This window comes from Ruegeria sp. BE10 (assembly GCF_056538905.1).
Genome location: NZ_JBQFTX010000001.1, coordinates 409,642 through 428,491, shown reverse-complemented (window position 1 = coordinate 428,491; position 18,850 = coordinate 409,642). Strand labels below are relative to the sequence as shown.

The following is an 18,850-nucleotide window of genomic DNA, read 5'->3' as shown; positions in this document are numbered from 1 at the left end:
CCCCTGATTACACATGTCGGAGGAAATTATGCATATACCAGTTCAATGGGGCGTTCTGGGTGCTGCCAAATTCGCGCGGCAATTCATGGCACCGGCGATTCATGCGGCCCACGGCGCGCGTTTGGCCGGGTTGGCCACGTCGGATACTGCCAAGGCCGACCCGTTCCGGGCCTTTTGCCCCGATCTGACTGTTTATGACAGTTATGACGCGTTGCTTGCGGACCCTCAGATTGAGGCTGTCTATATTCCTTTGCCCAACCACCTGCATGTGGAATGGAGTCTCAAAGCATTGGATGCGGGCAAGCATGTCCTGTGCGAAAAGCCGATGGCCATGACCGGGGCCGAGTTCGACACTCTGATCCAAAAACGGGATAAGACCGGGCTGCTGGCGGCCGAGGCTTACATGATCGTCCATCATCCGCAGTGGCAATTGGTGCGAAAGTTGATTTCCGATGGGGCCATCGGCAAATTGGTGCATGTGACCGGTGCCTTCAGTTTCGACAATCGCGCGGATACCGGAAACATCCGCAATCGTGCCGAGACCGGCGGTGGCGGGCTGCGCGACATCGGTGTTTATGTGATCGGCGGCGCGCGGTTTGCGACAGGGCAGGAGCCGGTACGGGTGGAGTCGGCCATTCGTTGGCGGGACGGGATCGACACCTTCACGGAAATTCGCGCACAATTTCCGGAATTTACCTATTCCGCGTATGTCTCGATCCGCATGCATCCGCATCAAGAGATGGTGTTTCACGGCGAAGGTGGGGTTATTCGCCTGACTGCTCCGTTCAACGCACGCGTCTTTGGTGAGGCGCGCGTGGAATTGCACCGTCCGGGGCTTGAGGTTCAGGTCACGCGCTTTCCCGGGGATGACCATTACAAGCTGCAGGTCGAGGCGTTTTGCCGATCCGTGCGCGAAGGTGTCAAATACCCATGTCCGCTTGAATTCTCACGCGGGACGCAGGAGATGATCGATCGCGTGCTGGAAGGGGCGGTTTCCCTCTGACTTGCCACGTCGCGTCCGGCTCGGCTAATCTGGCGTGCACCTGATCAGGAGGACGCCATGGCAGGCGGTTGGGCGCGTGACGGCGCAGTGAGTGAACAGATCGAAGCATCCATTTCGGATGAGCTTGCCCGGATGCAGGCGCAAAAACAGCCAGTGGGCGAAAGCCTGACCCATTGCGCCGAATGCGAGGAACCGATCCCCGAGAAACGGCGTTTGGCCTTGCCGGGCGTCAAGCTGTGTCTGGATTGCCAGCAGGAACGGGATGGGGCTTTCAAAGCGCGTTCTGGGATCAATCGGCGTGGCTCTAAAGACAGTCAGTTGAAGTAAGCGGATCCGAAGGATGCCCGACACCAAGCTTTTTCAAAATGGTCTGGTGCTTGGGTTTCTGGCCGCCTTCCTTTGGGGCACACACAGCGTCATCGTGCGCTATCTGACTAGCGATCTGGGAGGGCTGCAAATTGCGGTGACGCGCCTGTTCATTGCTGCGATGGCCATCTATTGCATGCTGCGCGTGATGCGGGTTGCCGTGTCGATCCGTCTGAGCGACTGGAACTTTCGGCTGGCGGTTCTGTCGACGATCGTCAACTACATCCTGTTCCATATCGGCTTGGAATATACCGGTGCGGCCAATGCGATGGTGCTTGAAAATACGGCGCCATTCTTCGTGCTGGTGTTTTTGTACTTCTTTGCCGACACCCCCGTCACACGCACCGATGTTCTGGCCACAGCGTTGGCAATTCTGGGCGTTTTTCTAACAGTTTATCAGGATTTCCAAGGGGGCGGAGACCCCTTGTTCGGCGATCTGCTTGAAATCGGTGCGGGCCTCAGCTGGGCGGTATTTCTGATCTCAAGCAGCCGCGCGATGCGCAATTCGGAATCAACCGCAGAGCGTCTGAATTTTCTCTTCGGGATATTCCTATGTTCTGGCGTTTTGTTGCTGCCGCTGGCCGTGTTTTCGTTGCAAGTTCCGACGGCCAATGACGTGGTCTTCCTGCTCCTGCTGGGGGTGCTTCCGACCGCGCTGGCCTATTACTTGTGGTACGAGGCCGCCGCGCGGGTGTCGACGCTGACAGCGACCTTGATGTTCGCCGCCTCGGTCGTGTTCACGTTCATCAACTCGGCGCTGTTTCTCGGGGCCGCAATCACGCCGATTGCAGCCCTTGGGGCGGTGCTGATCGTGGCCGCCGTGTTCCTGACGACCAAAAGCCAGAAGTGATCAGTTTTCCATCGCTTCCAATTCGTCGATGAAGCCCGAAATCATCGACAAGCCCTTGTCCCAGAATTTCGGATCGCTGGCGTCCAGCCCGAACGGGGCAAGCAGTTCTTTGTGGTGTTTGGATCCACCGGCGCGCAGCATTTCGAAGTACTTGTCTTCGAACTCTTCGGATCCGCTTTCGTAAACGGAATAGAGCGCGTTCACCAACCCATCCCCAAACGCATAGGCGTAGACATAGAAGGGTGAGTGGACGAAATGCGGGATATAGGCCCAGAAGTTTTCGTACCCGTCCATGAATTCGAATGCGGGGCCAAGGCTTTCGGCCTGAACACTCATCCACAGGGCGTTGATGTCATCCGGGGTCAGTTCGCCTTCACGCCGTGCCGCGTGCAGTTTGCATTCAAAGTCATAAAAGGCGATCTGACGGACAACCGTGTTGATCATATCCTCTACCTTACCGGCCAACAGCACCTTGCGCTGCTCGGGCGTTTCGGCCTGATCCAGCATTTTGCGGAAAGTCAGCATCTCGCCGAATACGCTGGCGGTTTCGGCCAGGGTCAGCGGGGTGGATGACAGCATCTCACCCTGATCTGCGGCCAGAACCTGATGCACGCCATGGCCCAGTTCGTGCGCAAGGGTCATCACGTCGCGCGGCTTGCCCAGATAGTTGAGCATGACATAGGGGTGGACTTCCGTGACGGTTGGGTGCGCAAACGCACCCGGTGCCTTACCGGGTTTCACGGCGGCATCGATCCAGCCCTTGCTGAAGAATGGCGCTGCAATCTCACCCATACGTGGATCAAACGCGTTATAGGCGTCCATCACCGTCTTTTCGGCTTCGTCCCAGCCGACGATGCGGGTGTCTTCCATCGGAAGGGGCGCGTTGCGGTCCCAGACCTGCATCACATCCAGACCCAGCCATTTGCGCTTTAGTTCATAGTAACGGTGGCTGAGCTTGGGGTATGCAGCCACGACAGCCTCGCGCAGGGCCTCGACCACCTCGGGTTCGACATCGTTTGAAAGGTGGCGACCGGTTTGTGCCGTAGGCATATTGCGCCAACGGTCGACGATTTCCTTTTCCTTGGCCTGCGTGTTGTGTACGCGGGCGAAGGTTTTGACGTTGTCCTGAAACACAGCCGCCAGTTCGCGTGCCGCCGCCTCACGCTTGGAGCGGTCCTGTTCAGTCAGCAGGTTCAGGGTGCCTTCGATGTTCAGTTCTTCACCATCAACGGTGAATGTCAGCCCGGCGATGGTTTCGTCGAACAGGCGTTCCCAAGCGTCACCTACAACGCCCAGATCGTGCAGGAATTTTTCCAACTCATCAGACAGCTGATAGGGCTTCATCGCGCGAATGCGGCGGAAGACGGGCTCATATCGGGCCAGATCGGCATTTGCGTCGAAGTTCGCTTTCAGCGCGTCATCGTCGATGCGGTTGATTTCCAATGTGAAGAACACCAGCGGCGTGGTGTAAATTGTGATCTTTTCCTGCATATCCGACAGGAATTTGGCGCGCTCAGCATCTGTGGTCAGTTGGTAATAGCGCAGACCGGCAAAGGACATGATGCGGCCCGCGATGGCGTTGATCTTTTCGTTGCGCTGCACGCAGTTCAGCAGGCTTTCGGCATCCAGATCAGCCAGCTTGCCTTCGTAGTCGGCGGCGAAGGACGCGCACTCACCCTCAAGCCATTCCAGATCGCGGTCCAGTTCCGGCGCTTCTTCCGAGCTGTAGAGGTCAGTCAGATCCCATTCCGGCAGGTTGCCAAGATCGCCGGTGCCTCCGGCTGCGTTTGCGTCACGGACGGGAAAGGGAAGGTCGCGCATGGATCACCTCGGAATATCTGCTTTGGCAAACATCTAGGCGCGGGCGACCCGGATCACAAGCCGCCTTTGCGTGAGGTTTTGTTTAGCTGGAAAGAGCAGCCGAGGTCGGTGCGTCCGAGTGGGCGGCCAAAAAATGTCCCGTCAGTTGATCAAAGACGGGCCCGCGCACGTCAGGCGCCTCCATCAGTACCTCATGTTCGCCATCGGGAATTTCAACCAGTGTGCCGCTGGGCCAGTTGGCCATCCGCGCCCGGATCGCTTTGCGGTCAACGATTTGCTCGTGACTGCCAAGGAAGGTCAGGGCAGGTGTGGAGGGCGCGGTTTGTTCCATCAGCCAGGCGCATTCGTCCAGCGCTTCGCGCAGCCAAATGGTCGAAGGCGCGCCAAGGGCCAGTTCCGGGTGCGCCTCAAGCTGGTCTTTCATCATTTGATACATCGCCGCATCGCGCGTCAGCATGTTGCCTTCGAAGGGTTGTGAGGCGACGTAACTTTCCAGCGACGTGGTCGGAGGCGTTTTCTCACCCAGCCCAATTCGTGGCCCCCAATAGGCCGTCAACCGGCTGAGCGGTTTCATGATCGGAGTGAAAAATATCCCCCACATCGGGCCGGTAAAGGCGCAGGCTGCAAAAACGTCTCGCTCCAGCACCGCGCGCAGACCAATTGCGCCGCCCATCGAATGGCCGATCACGTACCAGGGTTTGGGCAATTCAAGTTGGCCGGCAAGTTCCAAGGCGGCATGCACGTCTTGTTGATAGTCGGTGAACTGATCGACATGGCCGACCCGGGGATCGTCCAGCAAACGGTCTGCCAACCCCTGACCGCGCCAGTCGACGGCCAGAAAGGCAAACCCACGGTCGATAAATTCAACCGCCGTGTTACCGTATTTTTCGATGTATTCCGTCCGGCCGGGGAACATCATCACCGTGCCGTTTTTTGCACCTTCGGGGAACCAGTGACCCACACGGATACGCGTATCGTCCGCAGTCGTCACCCAATGGGCCGCACCACCGGCAGGTCCGCCGGCCACGTCTTCAAAGAAAGGGGCCGGCGAGAACTTCATCAGGCCAGCACCGAGGCGAGTTTCATGGCAATACCCATGTCTCCATCCACGCTCAGCTTGCCCGACATGAACGCACCGGTGGGGTTCAGGTCGCCGCTGAGGATTTGTTCGAACGTATCCGCATCTGCGCTCAGGGTAACATCTGCGTCGTCATCGCTGACACGTGCGCCGTCCGCGTCCAGTACGATAGCGCCCAGATCGGCGATGGCAAATTTGGCCGATGCGTCGAAATCGCCGCCGGACAGCTTTTCGTTCAGCGCGGCTGCGGCTTTTTCAAGAATGTCGCTCATGGTGTTCCTCATATTGTTTCTGCGCCGTGAATGGACATCCCCGGTCGCAACGCTACACTGAACATTGTTATGGGCATTGCAATCAACAATCTCAAACGTACCGTCACGGCACTTTTTGTCACGGTCATGTTTTCCACCAGTTCGGTGGCACAACAGGCGGATTCGCGTGACGAGGACGTCTTGCTACAGCAATTGGCGCTTTCCACGCCGGAACAGGCGATTGGTATCGACCGTCAACTTAAAGCTCTGTGGTCGCAATCGGGCTCAGCCTCGGCGGATTTGTTGCTGGAACGCGGGCGCGAGGCGCTGGATAACGGGGATGTGTTGACCGCGGTTGAACATCTTACGGCCCTGACAGACCATGCGCCCGGCTTTGCCGAAGGGTGGCACCTGCGTGCCTCGGCGTTTTTTGGAATGGATCGCTTTGGCATGGCCGCGGCTGATCTGGAACATGCGCTGACGCTGAACCCGAATAACTACGAGGCTATTTTCGGGCTTGGCCTGATTTTTGAGATCATCGAACAGCCCGACAAGGCACTGGATGCGTATGAGCGTGCGCTGGCTATACATCCTCATCATGAAGAAGTAACCAATGCGGTGAATCGACTAAAGCCTCAAGTCGAGGGCTCGGCCCTCTAAAGAACCGGGGCAGGGGGCAAAGGTGAGCGGGTCATCCCGAATTGTGGCCGTACTTGGCCCGACCAACACAGGTAAAACCCATTACGCGATCGAGCGGATGCTGGGCTATCGGACCGGAGTAATCGGTCTGCCGCTGCGTCTGCTGGCGCGAGAGGTTTATGACAAGATCGTCGCCATTCGCGGCCCGTCTGTCGTGGCACTGGTCACGGGCGAAGAACGGATCGTGCCGCCCCGCGCCCAATATTGGGTCTGCACGGTCGAGGCGATGCCGGAAGGCATGGGCGCAGATTTCGTGGCCATCGATGAAATCCAGCTATGTGCGGATCCCGAACGCGGTCATGTCTTCACTGACCGCCTGCTGCGCGCACGCGGCACGAACGAGACGCTGTTTCTCGGCTCGGACGCCATGCGCGGTTCCATCGCGGCTTTGGTCCCTGAGGCACAGTTTGTCCGGCGCGAGCGGATGTCGCAGCTGGTCTATGCAGGATCCAAAAAAATCAGCCGCATGCCATCGCGCAGCGCAATTGTCGGGTTCTCGGTTGATAGTGTCTATGCGATTGCCGAGCTTTTGCGTCGCCAAAAGGGTGGTGCGGCCGTGGTCATGGGCGCCCTCAGCCCGCGCACACGGAACGCGCAGGTCGATCTGTATCAGAATGGCGAGGTCGACTATCTGGTCGCCACCGACGCCATCGGTATGGGCCTGAACCTGGATGTGAACCATGTGGCGTTCTCGTCACTGAGCAAATTTGACGGACGCAGGATGCGCCCTCTAGCCCCGAACGAACTGGCGCAGATCGCAGGTCGGGCCGGGCGCGGCATGTCGGACGGCACCTTTGGTGTGACCGGCGAGGCGCCTCCGTTGGACGACGGCGTGGCTCAGGCGATCATGGACAGCCGCTTTACGCCGATGAAAAAGCTGAACTGGCGGAATGCTGCTTTGCGATTTGGCTCGATTGACGCACTGATCGACTCGCTTGAGGTCAGCCCGAATGACGAACACCTGGTCAAGGCGCGGCCTGCAGACGATCTGAATGTGCTGAAATCGCTCTCGCAAGTGACCGAGGTTGCCGCCCGCGCCAGTGATGGTCAATCGATCCGTTTGTTGTGGGATGTGTGCCGAATCCCCGATTTTCGCGGCATCAGCCACGCGGAACACGCCAGCCTGCTCGAAGTGATCTATGGCCACTTGCATGAACGCGGTTCGATCCCAGATGATTTCATGGCGCGGCAAATCCGCCGGATCGACAGAACCGACGGAGATATCGATGCTTTGTCTAAAAGGTTGGCATATATTCGCACCTGGACATATGTTGCGCAGCGAAACGGTTGGGTGCATGACGAATCACATTGGCGTGACGAAACACGCACTGTAGAAGACAGGCTGTCAGACGCATTGCATGATCGTTTGACTCAAAGATTTGTGGACCGGCGCACGTCAGTGTTGCTGCGCCGGCTCAAACAGAAGGAGGCCCTTTTGGCCGAAGTAAATGACAAGGGTGAAGTGACCGTCGAAGGCGAATTCGTCGGTCGTCTGGAAGGGTTCCGGTTTATCCCGGACAAAAGCGCGCAAGGAACCGAGGCGAAAGCTTTGAAAACGGCCTCCCTGCAAGCACTCGCGCCGCAATTCCATCTGCGTGCCGACCGCTTCTACAACGCGCCCGATACCGAAATTGATTTTACCGATCAGGGCGGCCTGATGTGGGGCGAATATGCCGTTGGCAAACTGGTTGCCGGGGCTGAACCGCTCAAGCCGATGGTCGAGGTGTTTGTGGATGAGGCCGCAGGCCCAGAGGTTGAGCAGAAAGTGCAGCGCCGTCTGCAGCATTTCATCGACCGTAAAGTGGCCGCGTTGTTCGAGCCGTTGCTGAACCTGTCGCGCGACGAGGAACTGTCCGGAGTGGCCAAAGGCTTCGCCTTCCGCATGGTAGAGGCACTGGGCGTGCTGCCGCGTGCAGGCGTCGCGCAAGAGGTCAAGGATCTGGATCAGGACGCCCGCGGCGCGCTACGCAAGCACGGCATCCGGTTCGGTCAGTTCACCATCTTCATGCCGCTGCTGCTGAAACCTGCGCCGACGCGTCTGCGTCTGGTTTTGTGGGCTCTGGCCAATGGGCTGCAGGAATTCCCCGAAGCACCGCCTCCGGGTCTTGTCACCGTACCGGTCGCGAAGGATGCACCCGAAGGGTACGACACCATGTGCGGCTACCGCGATGCGGGCGAGCGCTCGATCCGGATCGACATGCTGGAACGTCTGGCCGACATGTTGCGCGCCGAAGACAGCCGTGGCGGGTTTGAAGCCAAGCCCGACATGCTGTCGATCACCGGTATGACGCTGGAACAGTTCGCTGACCTTATGCAAGGGCTTGGCTATAAGGCTGAACGCGGCGAGCGTGAAAAGGTCAAACCAACCCCAGTCGAACAACCGGCGGTAGAAGCGACCGAGCAACCCGCTGTTGAAGAAACCCCAGCACCAGAAGCGGCAACCGAAGAGGTCGTCACCCCCGCCGAGGCGCCAGCCGAGGCCACCGACAGCACCGAGGCGGCAGCCGAGGCTCCGGCAACGGATGAACCCGAGGTCGAGGTGTTCTATACGTTCACTTGGGGTCGTCAGCGTCAGGCCAACCGTGGCCCGCGTCGTGAACAGCGGCAGGGGCAGGGCAAAGGCAAGCCGCGCGGTAAACCGCAGGATGGTCGCGGTAAACCGCAGGGCAAGAAGGGTGGCAAGCCGCAAGGGGCCAAGACCTTCTCCTCCCGACCGCCCAAGAAAGAAAAGGCGATCGACCCCGATAACCCGTTTGCAGCTGCGCTAATGGGTTTGAAAGACGGTAACTAAACGCCGATGGCTGAGGCCAAGCTGCGGATCGACAAATGGCTTTGGCAGGCGCGGTTCTTCAAGACCCGCAGCCTAGCCGCCAAACAGGTCAGCGGCGGCCATGTTCGGTTGAACGGAAACCGGGTTCTGAAACCGGCGCAAGCTGTAGGACCCGGTGATGTTCTGACCTTTCCGCAGGGGCGAATTGTCCGCGTCGTTCGAGTGGAAAAGCTGGGCGAACGCCGTGGCCCTGCACCCGAAGCGCAAACACTGTACTTCGATATGACCGAAAAGAAGGACGCGCCGCCCGGAAACCCCGGATTCGAAGGAAAAGGTCGTCCAACCAAGAAAGATCGGCGCGCGCTTGATCTTTCTCGTACCACTAGGGGCTGATCCGCCCTTGAAGACAGTATAATACTGGATTAGCTAAACGCCCAAACCGCAAACGGGATTCCCACTATGACCTATGTTGTCACCGAAAACTGCATTGGCTGCAAATACACCGACTGCGTCGAAGTATGCCCGGTGGATTGTTTCTACGAAGGTGAGAACACTTTGGTCATTCATCCCGATGAATGCATCGACTGCGGCGTGTGTGAGCCCGAGTGCCCCGCTGACGCCATTCGCCCTGACACTGAGCCGGGGATGGACCAGTGGGTGGAATTCAACCGGAAATACTCGGAACAATGGCCGGTGATCGTGACCAAGAAAGACCCGCTGCCCGAGGCCGAAGAGCGCGACGGCGAAGAGGGTAAAATGGAGAAGTATTTCTCGGAAGCGCCCGGCGAAGGCGGCTAAGCGATTCGCTCTCTGAACTTGTCGGTTCAGGTGTAGAAGCAAGTTGCAACGCTTTGAAACTTATAAGGTTTCACGGCCATTTTTGGGCGTGCCCTTTCAGATGTCGTAATTTTGTGATATAATCGAAAGCTGAATGATGAATGAGATGGGGATGTACTCCGTAAGTATGTGTGCTTTGGAGTTCTGATTTTTTGACAAACAAGCCACCTGACGGGGCCGAAATGGCACCGGCTAGGCTGTTTTGTTGTCCGCATCTTACTCTATAACCAAGGATGAACCTGTATGTCTAAGTCGAAAAAGCTTGAGTTCCGCCCGAATGACTATGTTGTCTACCCTGCGCATGGCGTGGGTCAGATTATCTCGATCGAAGAGCAGGAAGTCGCGGGATATTCGCTTGAGCTGTTCGTTATCTCCTTTGAAAAAGACAAAATGACCCTTCGGGTGCCGACCAACAAAGTCACCGAGTCCGGCTTGCGGTCACTCAGCTCGCCCGATGTCATCAGCCAGGCGATGAAGACGCTCAAGGGCAAGGCCAAGGTGAAACGCGCCATGTGGTCGCGCCGGGCGCAGGAATATGAACAAAAAATCAACTCGGGCGATCTGATTTCGATTGCCGAAGTGGTGCGCGACTTGCACCGCACAGACGATCAGCGCGAGCAGAGCTATTCCGAGCGTCAGCTGTACGAAGCCGCGCTAGAGCGTCTGACCCGCGAAGTGGCCGCTGTGTCTGGCGCCGGTGAGGTTTCGGCCGCCAAGCAAGTTGATGAGGTGCTGACCTCGCGCGCTGCAGCCGCCTGATATCTGGCAATTCTGAAATTGGGGCCGCTCCTGAAAAGGGGGGCGGCCTTTTTTTGTGTCTTGTCTTGGTGAAATCCGCTTTTGCCGCTAATTTTCCTGTAGTCAGAGGCGGATACATGACCAGGATAAAGCAAACCGTTAAGTTTCTGTACATCGCGCATGACCCGATTTCGGTTTGGTTTCGCTATGGCTTGATCCTGTTTGACGCCGCGTCGATCGTGTTTTTCGTGTCCACGGCGAATGTGCCGCATGGGCCGGGGATCACGCTTGCCAGTCTGTGCGTCGGGTTTCTCATCTTGCTGGATTTTTTGGCCCGGTTATGGATTTCGAAAGACCGCTGGAAACTTCTGTGCAAGATTTACACACTGGCCGATATCGTCGTGATCGCCTCGCTGCTGCTTGAGCCGTTCTTGCCCGGAAACTTGGCCTTCGTGCGAATACTGCGCGCCCTGCGCCTGATCCATTCCTATCACTTGCTGCGGGATTTGCGACGGGACAGTCAGTTTTTCCGAACGCATGAGGATGCCGTCATCGCGGCGATCAATCTGCTTGTATTCGTATTCGCGACCTCAACGGCGGTTCTGGTGTTCTTCATTCCTGATAGCAGCCCGCATGCCTATATTGATGCGCTTTATTTCACCATGGCGACACTGACGACGACAGGGTTCGGCGACATCACCTTGGCGACACCGGCAGGCAAGTTGTTCTCAGTCTTCATAATGGTTGTGGGTGTGGCGCTGTTTGTACGTCTGGCGCAGGCTGTTTTCATGCCGCAGAAAGTGCGCCACAAGTGCCCCAGCTGTGGCCTTTATCGGCATGATCCTGACGCGGTACATTGCAAGCACTGCGGCGAAACGCTGCGTATCGAAACCGGTGGTACGGCCTAAAGCGCGGCTACGACCGCGGTCATGAATGTCAGTTCTGCCAATTGCTGCGAAGCCCCTAGGATATCACCGGTCTGACCACCGATTTTGGCCTTTGCGACCCCGGCGAGCACCGCAACAACCAGCGCAGCGACGAGAGTAGGTGGAATGGCCGCAGCGCCCATCAAAAGTACCGCGCCTAGCAAAGCCAATCCAAAACCTGCCGCAACCGTCGCACCTCGCGGTCCTCCGACCGAGTGGCTCAGACCACTATTGCGCGCATTTGGCAGGGCATTCATCAGAACCGGCATAACCGCGCGGGACAAGATGCAGGCCGCAAGGATTGCGACATAGTTGCTTGCCGTTAACAGGGTTGCAATCAAAGCGACGCGTATCAACTGCGTGAAGATCAGAGCCAGAACACCATAGGCGCCAATATGGCTGTCCTTCATGATTTCTAATCGGCGCTCCTGGGTGAATCCTCCCCAAAGTCCGTCTACGGTATCGGCCAAACCATCTTCGTGCATCGCACCGGTGGTCATGATCAGAACCGCAACCAGGAAAACAGCGCTGACCATAGCGGGTAAATTCAAAGCCATCGTGGCCCAACCAACCGCGCAAGCCAGCAGGCCTATAATCAAACCGACCACGGGAAACGCCCAGGCGGCGCTGGCCTGCCGTGCAAAGGTGTTTTCCGGCAGCCGCGGCAGCGGTAGGCGGGTCAGCAAGACCAGCGCCAGTGGTATATCCCACACGGAAAACAGCTTGGTGTCGTTTTTATGCACTCCCGCGCCTTTCGGGGTCTTGTTGGATCGGACGCTTCGGTTAAACACACAGGACCACTCTGATGCAACGAGGCTTTGGATGCTGCCCGAACTTAATGACCTGAAAACACTCCGCGACGCCCTGAGTCAGGCGCCGGGTTCGAATGATGCCGCATTGCAGGGCGCGGCTGACCGGAACGGACAGCTCACCAAACCGCCCGGCGCGCTGGGGCGGCTTGAGGAATTGGCGATCTGGTATGCCGGTTGGCGTGGCGATGCCCGCCCGCAAATCTTGGCACCGCAGGTTATCGTGTTTGCAGGAAATCACGGGGTGACGGCGCAGGGTGTGTCGGCTTTTCCACCAGATGTGACCGTGCAGATGGTCATGAACTTTGAACATGGCGGTGCGGCAATCAACCAATTGGCCAAGGCCGCAGGGGCCACCATGGATGTGCATGCATTGGAATTGGACCGGCCAACGGCGGATTTCACCGCAGGCCCGGCGATGTCCGAGGAAGACCTGTTGTCCGCCTTGCGCGCCGGTTGGACAGCTGTTGACCCCAAGTCCGACCTGCTAGTCGTCGGAGAGATGGGGATCGGCAACACAACCCCGGCTGCTGCAATCGCGTGCGCTCTGTTCGGGGGAGAAGCCTCGGACTGGACAGGGCGTGGCACCGGTGTGGATGACGCCGGGTTGGCGAACAAAACCCGCGTGGTGGCCGAGGGCGTGGCCTTGCACGCTGCATCGGGTGACGGGCTTGAGATCCTACGCCGTCTGGGCGGGCGTGAGATTGCGGCCATGGCTGGAGCGATCGCAGCAGCCCGTGTTCTGTGTATTCCGGTCATTTTGGATGGCTTCATCTGCTCGGCTGCGGCGGCCTGTCTGGCCGATGTGTCTGCCGGGGCTTTGGATCACGCCGTAGCTGGCCATCAAAGTGCCGAGGGCGCACACGGTGCGGTATTAGAGAAGCTGGGCAAACAGCCACTGTTGAACCTTGGGCTGCGCCTGGGCGAAGGGTCGGGCGGTGCGCTGGCGATCAATATCCTCAAAAGCGCGGTTGCCTGTCATTCAGGTATGGCAACCTTTGCTGAAGCCGGCGTGTCCGGCGGCTGAACCGGACGGTTTGATCCGCCAAAAAGGATCAGGCCGATTTCTGAGCGTGTTTCTCAGCCAGTTCCAGCAGTTCGGTTTCCAGGTCTTTCTCGAATTGCTGGGCGCGCTCGATGTATTTCTTGTTTTCCGCCGTCGGCATGCCGGGAATCCAAAGCTCGGCCAGATCCCGGATCGAGGCTCGGTCGTGGTGATAAAAGGTCTGCTCGGCTTGAGCGGCCTCATATTCGCTGAGGCCGATATTCTCGAGCACATAGCGACCGGCGCGCAGTGAGCTGTCAAACATCTCGCGCACGATATCATTCGCGCCCGCCTGGTACAGTTCATACACATGGGTGCGGTCATGCGCGCGCGCGATGATGTGCAGATCCGGGCGTTGGCGACGTGCAAAGCTGACCAGACGGGTCACAGTCTTGCGGTCGTCCATTGCAGCAACCAGAACGGCGGCTTTATCAAGCCCCGCTGCACGCAACAACTCGGGCCGTGTCGGATCGCCCAAGAAGCCTTTGACGCCAAAGCGGCGCATAAGTTGAATGGTCTCGATATCATGATCCAGAACGATGGTCTTGAACCCACTGGCCCGCACCAACCGGTTCACGATCTGACCAAAACGTCCAATGCCCGCGATGATCACCGGGCCTTTTTCGTCGATCTCGTCAGGTTCGACCTGCGGGGTATTCTCCCTGATCCGACGGGACAGAAGGTCGTAGATGATGAACAACAGCGGAGTGATCAGCATGGTCAGGGCGATAATCATCAGCAGTTTCTGCGACAAATCAGGTGGGATTACGTTCTGCTGCGTGGAAAAGGCCAGCAGGACAAATCCGAACTCACCCGCCTGCGCCAGACCCAGCGTGAACAGCCAATGATCGCGCCCGCGCAGCTTGAAGGCGCGCCCGACCAAATACAGGATGGCCCCCTTTGTCAGAATGACCAGCAGCGCCAGTCCGATCAGCTCAAGCGGGTCGTTGAAGAAATAGGCGACGTCAATTCCGGCACCAACAGTGATGAAGAACAGGCCTAGGAACAAACCCTTAAAGGGCTCAAGGTCGCTTTCCATTTCGTGCCGAAATTCCGAGCTGGCCAGAACAACGCCTGCCAGGAAAGCGCCCAGGGCGGGGGACAGACCAACAAGGGTCATCAAGAAGGATATCCCAACGACGATCATCAGGGCCAGCGCAGTATACATCTCGCGCAGGCGGGTGGCGTGGATGAAACGGAACAGGGGGCGCGTCAGGTAGACGCCGGCAAGGATCACAAACGCGATGGCACCAAGGGTGACCAGCGTGACGGCCCAACCGGGCAGGCCCTCGACCAGAGATAAGCTGTGATGCGCCGTGTCGTGCAAGTCCTTCGCGCCGCGGTCAATCGATCCGTCGCTTTCGATATGTGGCATGGCTGGCAGCGCCAACAGCGGCAGCAAGGCCAGAATGGGGATCACTGCGATATCCTGCGTCAGCAGCACGGAAAACGTGGCGCGGCCTCCGTTCGTCTGCATCAACCCTTTTTCGGACAGGGTCTGTAGCACAATCGCCGTCGAGGATAGCGACAGTGTCAGACCAACGGCCAACGCCACTGACCATGGGTGGTTCGCATAAATAGCAACAGCAGCAATGGCGGCAGTTGACAGGCCGACCTGCAGGCCGCCCAGCCCCAAAAGCCTGTCGCGCATGTCCCAAAGCGCGCGCGGCTCAAGTTCCAGTCCGATCAGGAACAGCATCATAACTACGCCGAACTCGGCCACATGCTGCAGGCTTTCTGTTTCCGCACCAACCAGCCCAAATATGGGTCCGATGACGATCCCGGCGGCCAGATATCCCAACACCGACCCCAATCCCAGACGCGCCGATAACGGCACTGCGATCACGGCAGCTGCCAGATAGATCGAAGCCTGATAGAGGAAATCGTCCATGTCGGTCCTTTCGGTCGGGTCAGGTGGGCAACGGGGCGTCGCGTTTGAGCTGGTCCATCACGATTTGGCTTTGAACCCGCGCCACGGCAGGATGCGGCAGGATCACCTGGTGAAGCAAGCGGTTGAGCGCGGCTAGATCGTCGCAATAGACATGCAGCAGGTAATCTGCCTCACCTGTCATCGTCCAGGCGCTGGTGATCTCAGGCCGCGTGTCCACCATGCGAGCAAAGCTTTGCGATTGTTCGGGGCCGTGGGTGCCCAGATGTACTTGAACGAATCCCTGAACATGCAGCCCAAGTTTCAGCGGGTCCAGTCGCGCCGCGTATCCGGTGATGTATCCTTCGGCCTCTAGCCGTTGCCGCCGCCGCCCGGCCTGACTGGGCGACAGGTTCAGCATCTCACCCAGTTGATGTGCAGTTAGATGGGCATCCACCTGCAAAGCGGATAACAGGCGCATATCGGTGGAATCCAACATATGCGGAAAATCTCCAAAATTTGGCGCAAACATGCGGAATTTGCGCACTCTTGCCTAGTTTACACGAAAACTATGCGCAGAAACAGCGCCAGTTAAGGCATATTTTGGAATCAGCAAAGAAATTCCTGTTTTAAGGAGACGCGCCATGGGTCCTTTCCCCCACAACGCCCCGAAATCTGTGATCAGCAAAGAAAATCCGGTCGGTACGGACGGGTTTGAATTTGTAGAGTTCGCCCACCCCGAACCGCAGGAGTTGCGCGACCTGTTTGCCAGAATGGGTTATGAAAAAGTTGGTCACCACAAGGATAAGCCCACGGTCGAGCTGTGGCAGCAGGGTGACGTGACCTATATCCTCAACGCTGACTCTGAAAGTTTTGCGGCCCGCTTTGCTGCAGAACATGGCCCCTGTGCTTCTGCGATGGGCTGGCGCGTTGTGGACGCGCAAAAAGCTTATGAACACGCTGTGGCCAAAGGTGCAGAACCCTATGATGCGGCGGACAAGGTCATGAATGTTCCGGCGATCAAGGGGATCGGTGGCTCGCTGATCTATTTCATCGATCAGTACCACGACACTTCGCCTTATAACCAAGAGTTCACCTGGACCACACAGTCCAAGCCGCGTGGCGACGGTTTCTATTACCTCGATCATCTGACGCACAACGTCTATCGCGGGAATATGGATAAGTGGTTCGAATTCTACGAAACTCTGTTCAACTTCCGGGAAATTCGATTTTTCAACATTCAGGGTAAATTTACCGGCCTATTCAGCCGCGCCCTGACGTCGCCTTGTGGACGCATTCGCATTCCGATCAACGAAGATCGGGGCGAAACCGGGCAGATCGTGTCCTATCTCAACAAGTATAAAGGTGAGGGTATCCAGCATATCGCAGTGGGCAGCGAAGATATCTATGCCTCGACCGACGCAATTGCCGAGAAGGGTTTGAAATTCATGCCTGGCCCGAACAAATCCTATTACGAGATGTCCAAGGAACGGGTTGCCGACCATGACGAGCCGCTGGACCGTATGATGAAGCACGGCATTCTGATTGACGGCGAAGGTGTTCTGGATGGCGGCGAGACCAGAATCTTGCTGCAAATCTTCTCGAAAACCGTGATCGGCCCGATCTTTTTCGAGTTCATTCAGCGAAAGGGCGACGATGGGTTTGGCGAGGGAAACTTTCAGGCCCTATTCGAATCTATCGAACGCGAACAGATCGAAAGCGGCGAGATTTCAGCGGCTTGAGCTCGTGTGTTAAGGCAAAATGCGGGCGTTCGCGTCCGCGTTAGCTGCGCGGCATCTTCAGCGTCAGGTTCCTGCCTTTTTTCTGATAGCGCAATTCGCTGTCACCAATTGCGATGACCTTGCCGCCGTCCACCCTGTCACCGACCTTCAGCTTCTTATAACGACCGCTAGGCAGCCGAACCAGCGCGCGGCGGTTGGCGGGTGTTCCATAAACCCCGATCAGGTTCAGTTTGCGCAGGTTCAGCGCGTTGTCGATTGTCGCCTGACGCGCGACCGAAGCGGCAGACGGAATTTTGGGAGCAACGGCTTTGGGTTGGAATGACCCGGCCTCGACCTGTCCGATGGCCGCCGTTGACCCCAGATTGGCGGTTTGCGTCCCGGTAGGTGGTGCAAGACCTGCCGGGCGGGATTTTGGTCGCGGCACGCGCACCACCGCCAGCGCTGTGGGGGTATAGTCAATCTGCGGCTGTTGTTGCAGTGAGGCAGGGCGCAGTTTGGGGCGCCGTCCCGCCAGTTCTTCACGCGTTCGTCCGCCCAGCTGCTGACGTTCGAACTGTTCGATCAGATCGCTGGGGCGGGGCTTTGGGCGCAGCCCGGCCAACCTGTCAGGAGTTTCCTCAAGTGTGGGTTCCTCTTCGAACCGGACAGGTGGCTCGGGTGGTGTCTTCGAAGGACGCCCGAGATAGACGACAATACCGTCCGGGTTCAGCGTCCCCTCGACGCTGGGTGTGACCAGGCCGCGATCATCAAGCTCGAACTGGGCGCCGGCGGTGCTGGGCAGTGCAACCTGTTCAAAGGGTTCATCTGTGTCAAAGCTTTGTGCCGCGGGCAGGGCAACGGCGTCAGTCGACAGGTTGGAGTTGTCGACCGAAACCAGATACGGCTCATCCTGGGGGGGGAAAGCCGGGGGTAACAGGGGATCGGGCGCGATGATCTCAAGGCCGGGTTGGGCTGACGTTGCTTGGATCACAGGGTCGCGGGCAACCTCTTCCACGATTGTCGGGGCGATGTTTAACGCCTCGAGAATGGCTGTGTCCGTGGGCGAAAGATCGGGTTGAATATTCTCGTTTTGGGCAGGTGCGTCCCGTTCAGAAAGGGTGGCGTCCGTATCAAGCTCAGCCGTTTCGGCAGGTGGCACTCCGGGCGTGGTCGGGTTCTCGGTTTCGACACTGGCCTGAGGGGTGGGTGCGGACAGGGCGTTTTCTACCTGTGCCGTTTCCAGTTCGGCTGTTTGTGACTCGTCGTTTGATCCGATCAGCGCCCATGCGCCCAACACTGCCGCTATCCCCAGTGCGGCCGCGACTGGCACAACGTACTTTTTTGTAAATACCTCAGTGGGTATTTTGGTGGGGGCGGAGGCCGCCGGCGCAGATCGGAACACATCCGGGGCTGCTTCTGCGGCGATGGGATGTACATTTGGTTCTGCTGCGTCCGATTGAACCTCATCTTTGGCTTCGGTCGCAAAGGGGACAGTTTCTGAGGCCCCAAACAATGGCTCAGAAGGGAAAGAACTGGCGTCGGTATCTGTAGTGAAATGAACCGGTATGAAACCGTGTTCGGTTGCCAAGTCGCGTGCCTCATCCAGTGTTTGTTGCGTCACGGCGGCGACATAGGTGGTGGGGCCGACGGTCGCGGTGTCAAAAACCAAGTCCTCGACCGTATATGGCGTAGCCTCGGCCAGCTTTTCCTTTGCGTCTTCTCCTAAGGGCTGATTGTCAGTTTCCACCGACAAAAAACGCACCTGCTCGGTCGGGATTATGACCTTGCACCGTAGGTTGTTTTCCAAAGCAAATGCTTTTTCCCGCAGGGCGTGAAGTTGCGCATTCAGGTCCGGCGCGTCCAATGCAACCTTACCAATGCAAAACCAATCGTCATCGGATTGGTGGTGCACAGATATTCCGGTTGCAGAAAAAGACAGCGCAAAGGCGGGTTTCATATTCCCGAGGAACCATAATTGTCAGCATCGATGCAAACGACTTTTCGTCCGCAGGCTGACATTAAAGCAGGATCTCGCCGAGGGAAAGAAAAAGCCAGCGCTTCCCCTTGTC

General features: G+C 57.9%; 18 protein-coding genes. 11 read left to right on the top strand and 7 right to left on the bottom strand.

Annotated elements, in window-relative coordinates:
• The first annotated feature begins 28 nt into the window (after positions 1 to 28).
• The 3 genes from ACR0M2_RS02110 to ACR0M2_RS02100 are packed head-to-tail and all read left to right on the top strand — an operon-like array spanning position 29 to position 2,219.
• Positions 29 to 1,003, top strand: a complete 975-nt coding sequence (locus ACR0M2_RS02110; protein ID WP_480703920.1) for a Gfo/Idh/MocA family protein — start codon at positions 29 to 31, stop codon at positions 1,001 to 1,003.
• Between the two features lie 57 nt (positions 1,004 to 1,060).
• Complete coding sequence (locus ACR0M2_RS02105; protein WP_170348374.1) at positions 1,061 to 1,330, top strand: DksA/TraR family C4-type zinc finger protein; 270 nt, start codon at positions 1,061 to 1,063, stop codon at positions 1,328 to 1,330.
• Positions 1,331 to 1,343: 13 nt separating this feature from the next.
• Positions 1,344 to 2,219, top strand: a complete 876-nt coding sequence (locus ACR0M2_RS02100) for a DMT family transporter (RefSeq protein WP_480703919.1) — start codon at positions 1,344 to 1,346, stop codon at positions 2,217 to 2,219.
• Here the strand turns inward: ACR0M2_RS02100 and ACR0M2_RS02095 are convergent, their stop codons facing one another.
• From ACR0M2_RS02095 to ACR0M2_RS02085, 3 genes are all read right to left on the bottom strand, one after another.
• Positions 2,220 to 4,040, bottom strand: coding sequence for a M3 family oligoendopeptidase (locus tag ACR0M2_RS02095; RefSeq protein ID WP_480703918.1), 1,821 nt, complete (start codon positions 4,038 to 4,040; stop codon positions 2,220 to 2,222). It abuts the gene before it with no gap.
• 82 nt (positions 4,041 to 4,122) lie between these two features.
• Positions 4,123 to 5,100, bottom strand: a complete 978-nt coding sequence (locus ACR0M2_RS02090) for an alpha/beta fold hydrolase (protein ID WP_480703917.1) — start codon at positions 5,098 to 5,100, stop codon at positions 4,123 to 4,125.
• Positions 5,100 to 5,390, bottom strand: a complete 291-nt coding sequence (locus ACR0M2_RS02085) for an SCP2 sterol-binding domain-containing protein (RefSeq protein ID WP_058280950.1) — start codon at positions 5,388 to 5,390, stop codon at positions 5,100 to 5,102. The genes ACR0M2_RS02090 and ACR0M2_RS02085 overlap by 1 nt, the downstream gene beginning before the upstream one ends.
• A 30-nt stretch (positions 5,391 to 5,420) precedes the next feature.
• On the opposite strand from ACR0M2_RS02085, the gene ACR0M2_RS02080 reads away from it, so the two are divergent.
• From ACR0M2_RS02080 to ACR0M2_RS02055, 6 genes are all read left to right on the top strand, one after another.
• Positions 5,421 to 6,029: a tetratricopeptide repeat protein gene (locus tag ACR0M2_RS02080; protein WP_480703916.1), complete on the top strand. Its 609-nt coding sequence runs from the start codon at positions 5,421 to 5,423 to the stop codon at positions 6,027 to 6,029.
• A gap of 22 nt (positions 6,030 to 6,051) precedes the next feature.
• Positions 6,052 to 8,859: a helicase-related protein gene (locus tag ACR0M2_RS02075; protein WP_480703915.1), complete on the top strand. Its 2,808-nt coding sequence runs from the start codon at positions 6,052 to 6,054 to the stop codon at positions 8,857 to 8,859.
• Between the two features lie 6 nt (positions 8,860 to 8,865).
• Complete coding sequence (locus tag ACR0M2_RS02070; RefSeq protein WP_170348380.1) at positions 8,866 to 9,231, top strand: RNA-binding S4 domain-containing protein; 366 nt, start codon at positions 8,866 to 8,868, stop codon at positions 9,229 to 9,231.
• Between the two features lie 66 nt (positions 9,232 to 9,297).
• A complete protein-coding gene (gene fdxA, locus ACR0M2_RS02065) occupies positions 9,298 to 9,636 on the top strand; it encodes a ferredoxin FdxA (RefSeq protein WP_170348381.1) in 339 nt (112 codons plus the stop codon).
• A 282-nt stretch (positions 9,637 to 9,918) separates the two neighbouring features.
• Positions 9,919 to 10,434, top strand: coding sequence for a CarD family transcriptional regulator (locus ACR0M2_RS02060; protein WP_170348382.1), 516 nt, complete (start codon positions 9,919 to 9,921; stop codon positions 10,432 to 10,434).
• A 116-nt stretch (positions 10,435 to 10,550) separates the two neighbouring features.
• Positions 10,551 to 11,321 (top strand): potassium channel family protein, encoded by a 771-nt coding sequence (locus ACR0M2_RS02055; RefSeq protein ID WP_170348383.1) that lies wholly within the window; start codon positions 10,551 to 10,553, stop codon positions 11,319 to 11,321.
• On the opposite strand, the gene cobS is transcribed toward ACR0M2_RS02055, so the two are convergent.
• Positions 11,318 to 12,082, bottom strand: a complete 765-nt coding sequence (cobS, locus tag ACR0M2_RS02050; RefSeq protein WP_480703914.1) for an adenosylcobinamide-GDP ribazoletransferase — start codon at positions 12,080 to 12,082, stop codon at positions 11,318 to 11,320. The genes ACR0M2_RS02055 and cobS overlap by 4 nt on opposite strands.
• 79 nt (positions 12,083 to 12,161) lie before the next feature.
• On the opposite strand from cobS, the gene cobT reads away from it, so the two are divergent.
• Positions 12,162 to 13,175 (top strand): nicotinate-nucleotide--dimethylbenzimidazole phosphoribosyltransferase, encoded by a 1,014-nt coding sequence (gene cobT / locus ACR0M2_RS02045; RefSeq protein WP_170374879.1) that lies wholly within the window; start codon positions 12,162 to 12,164, stop codon positions 13,173 to 13,175.
• 28 nt (positions 13,176 to 13,203) lie between these two features.
• Here the strand turns inward: cobT and ACR0M2_RS02040 are convergent, their stop codons facing one another.
• Both ACR0M2_RS02040 and ACR0M2_RS02035 read right to left on the bottom strand, forming a co-directional pair.
• On the bottom strand, positions 13,204 to 15,084 hold the full coding sequence (locus ACR0M2_RS02040; RefSeq protein ID WP_170348386.1) for a monovalent cation:proton antiporter-2 (CPA2) family protein: 1,881 nt from the start codon (positions 15,082 to 15,084) through the stop codon (positions 13,204 to 13,206).
• Between the two features lie 19 nt (positions 15,085 to 15,103).
• The gene (locus tag ACR0M2_RS02035) at positions 15,104 to 15,559 is read right to left on the bottom strand and encodes an Lrp/AsnC family transcriptional regulator (RefSeq protein WP_058281113.1); all 456 of its coding nucleotides are present in this window, start codon (positions 15,557 to 15,559) and stop codon (positions 15,104 to 15,106) included.
• Positions 15,560 to 15,704: 145 nt separating this feature from the next.
• On the opposite strand from ACR0M2_RS02035, the gene hppD reads away from it, so the two are divergent.
• On the top strand, positions 15,705 to 16,802 hold the full coding sequence (gene hppD, locus ACR0M2_RS02030; RefSeq protein WP_480703913.1) for a 4-hydroxyphenylpyruvate dioxygenase: 1,098 nt from the start codon (positions 15,705 to 15,707) through the stop codon (positions 16,800 to 16,802).
• 40 nt (positions 16,803 to 16,842) lie between these two features.
• On the opposite strand, the gene ACR0M2_RS02025 is transcribed toward hppD, so the two are convergent.
• Positions 16,843 to 18,738: a hypothetical protein gene (locus ACR0M2_RS02025; RefSeq protein ID WP_480703912.1), complete on the bottom strand. Its 1,896-nt coding sequence runs from the start codon at positions 18,736 to 18,738 to the stop codon at positions 16,843 to 16,845.
• Positions 18,739 to 18,850 lie beyond the last annotated feature (112 nt).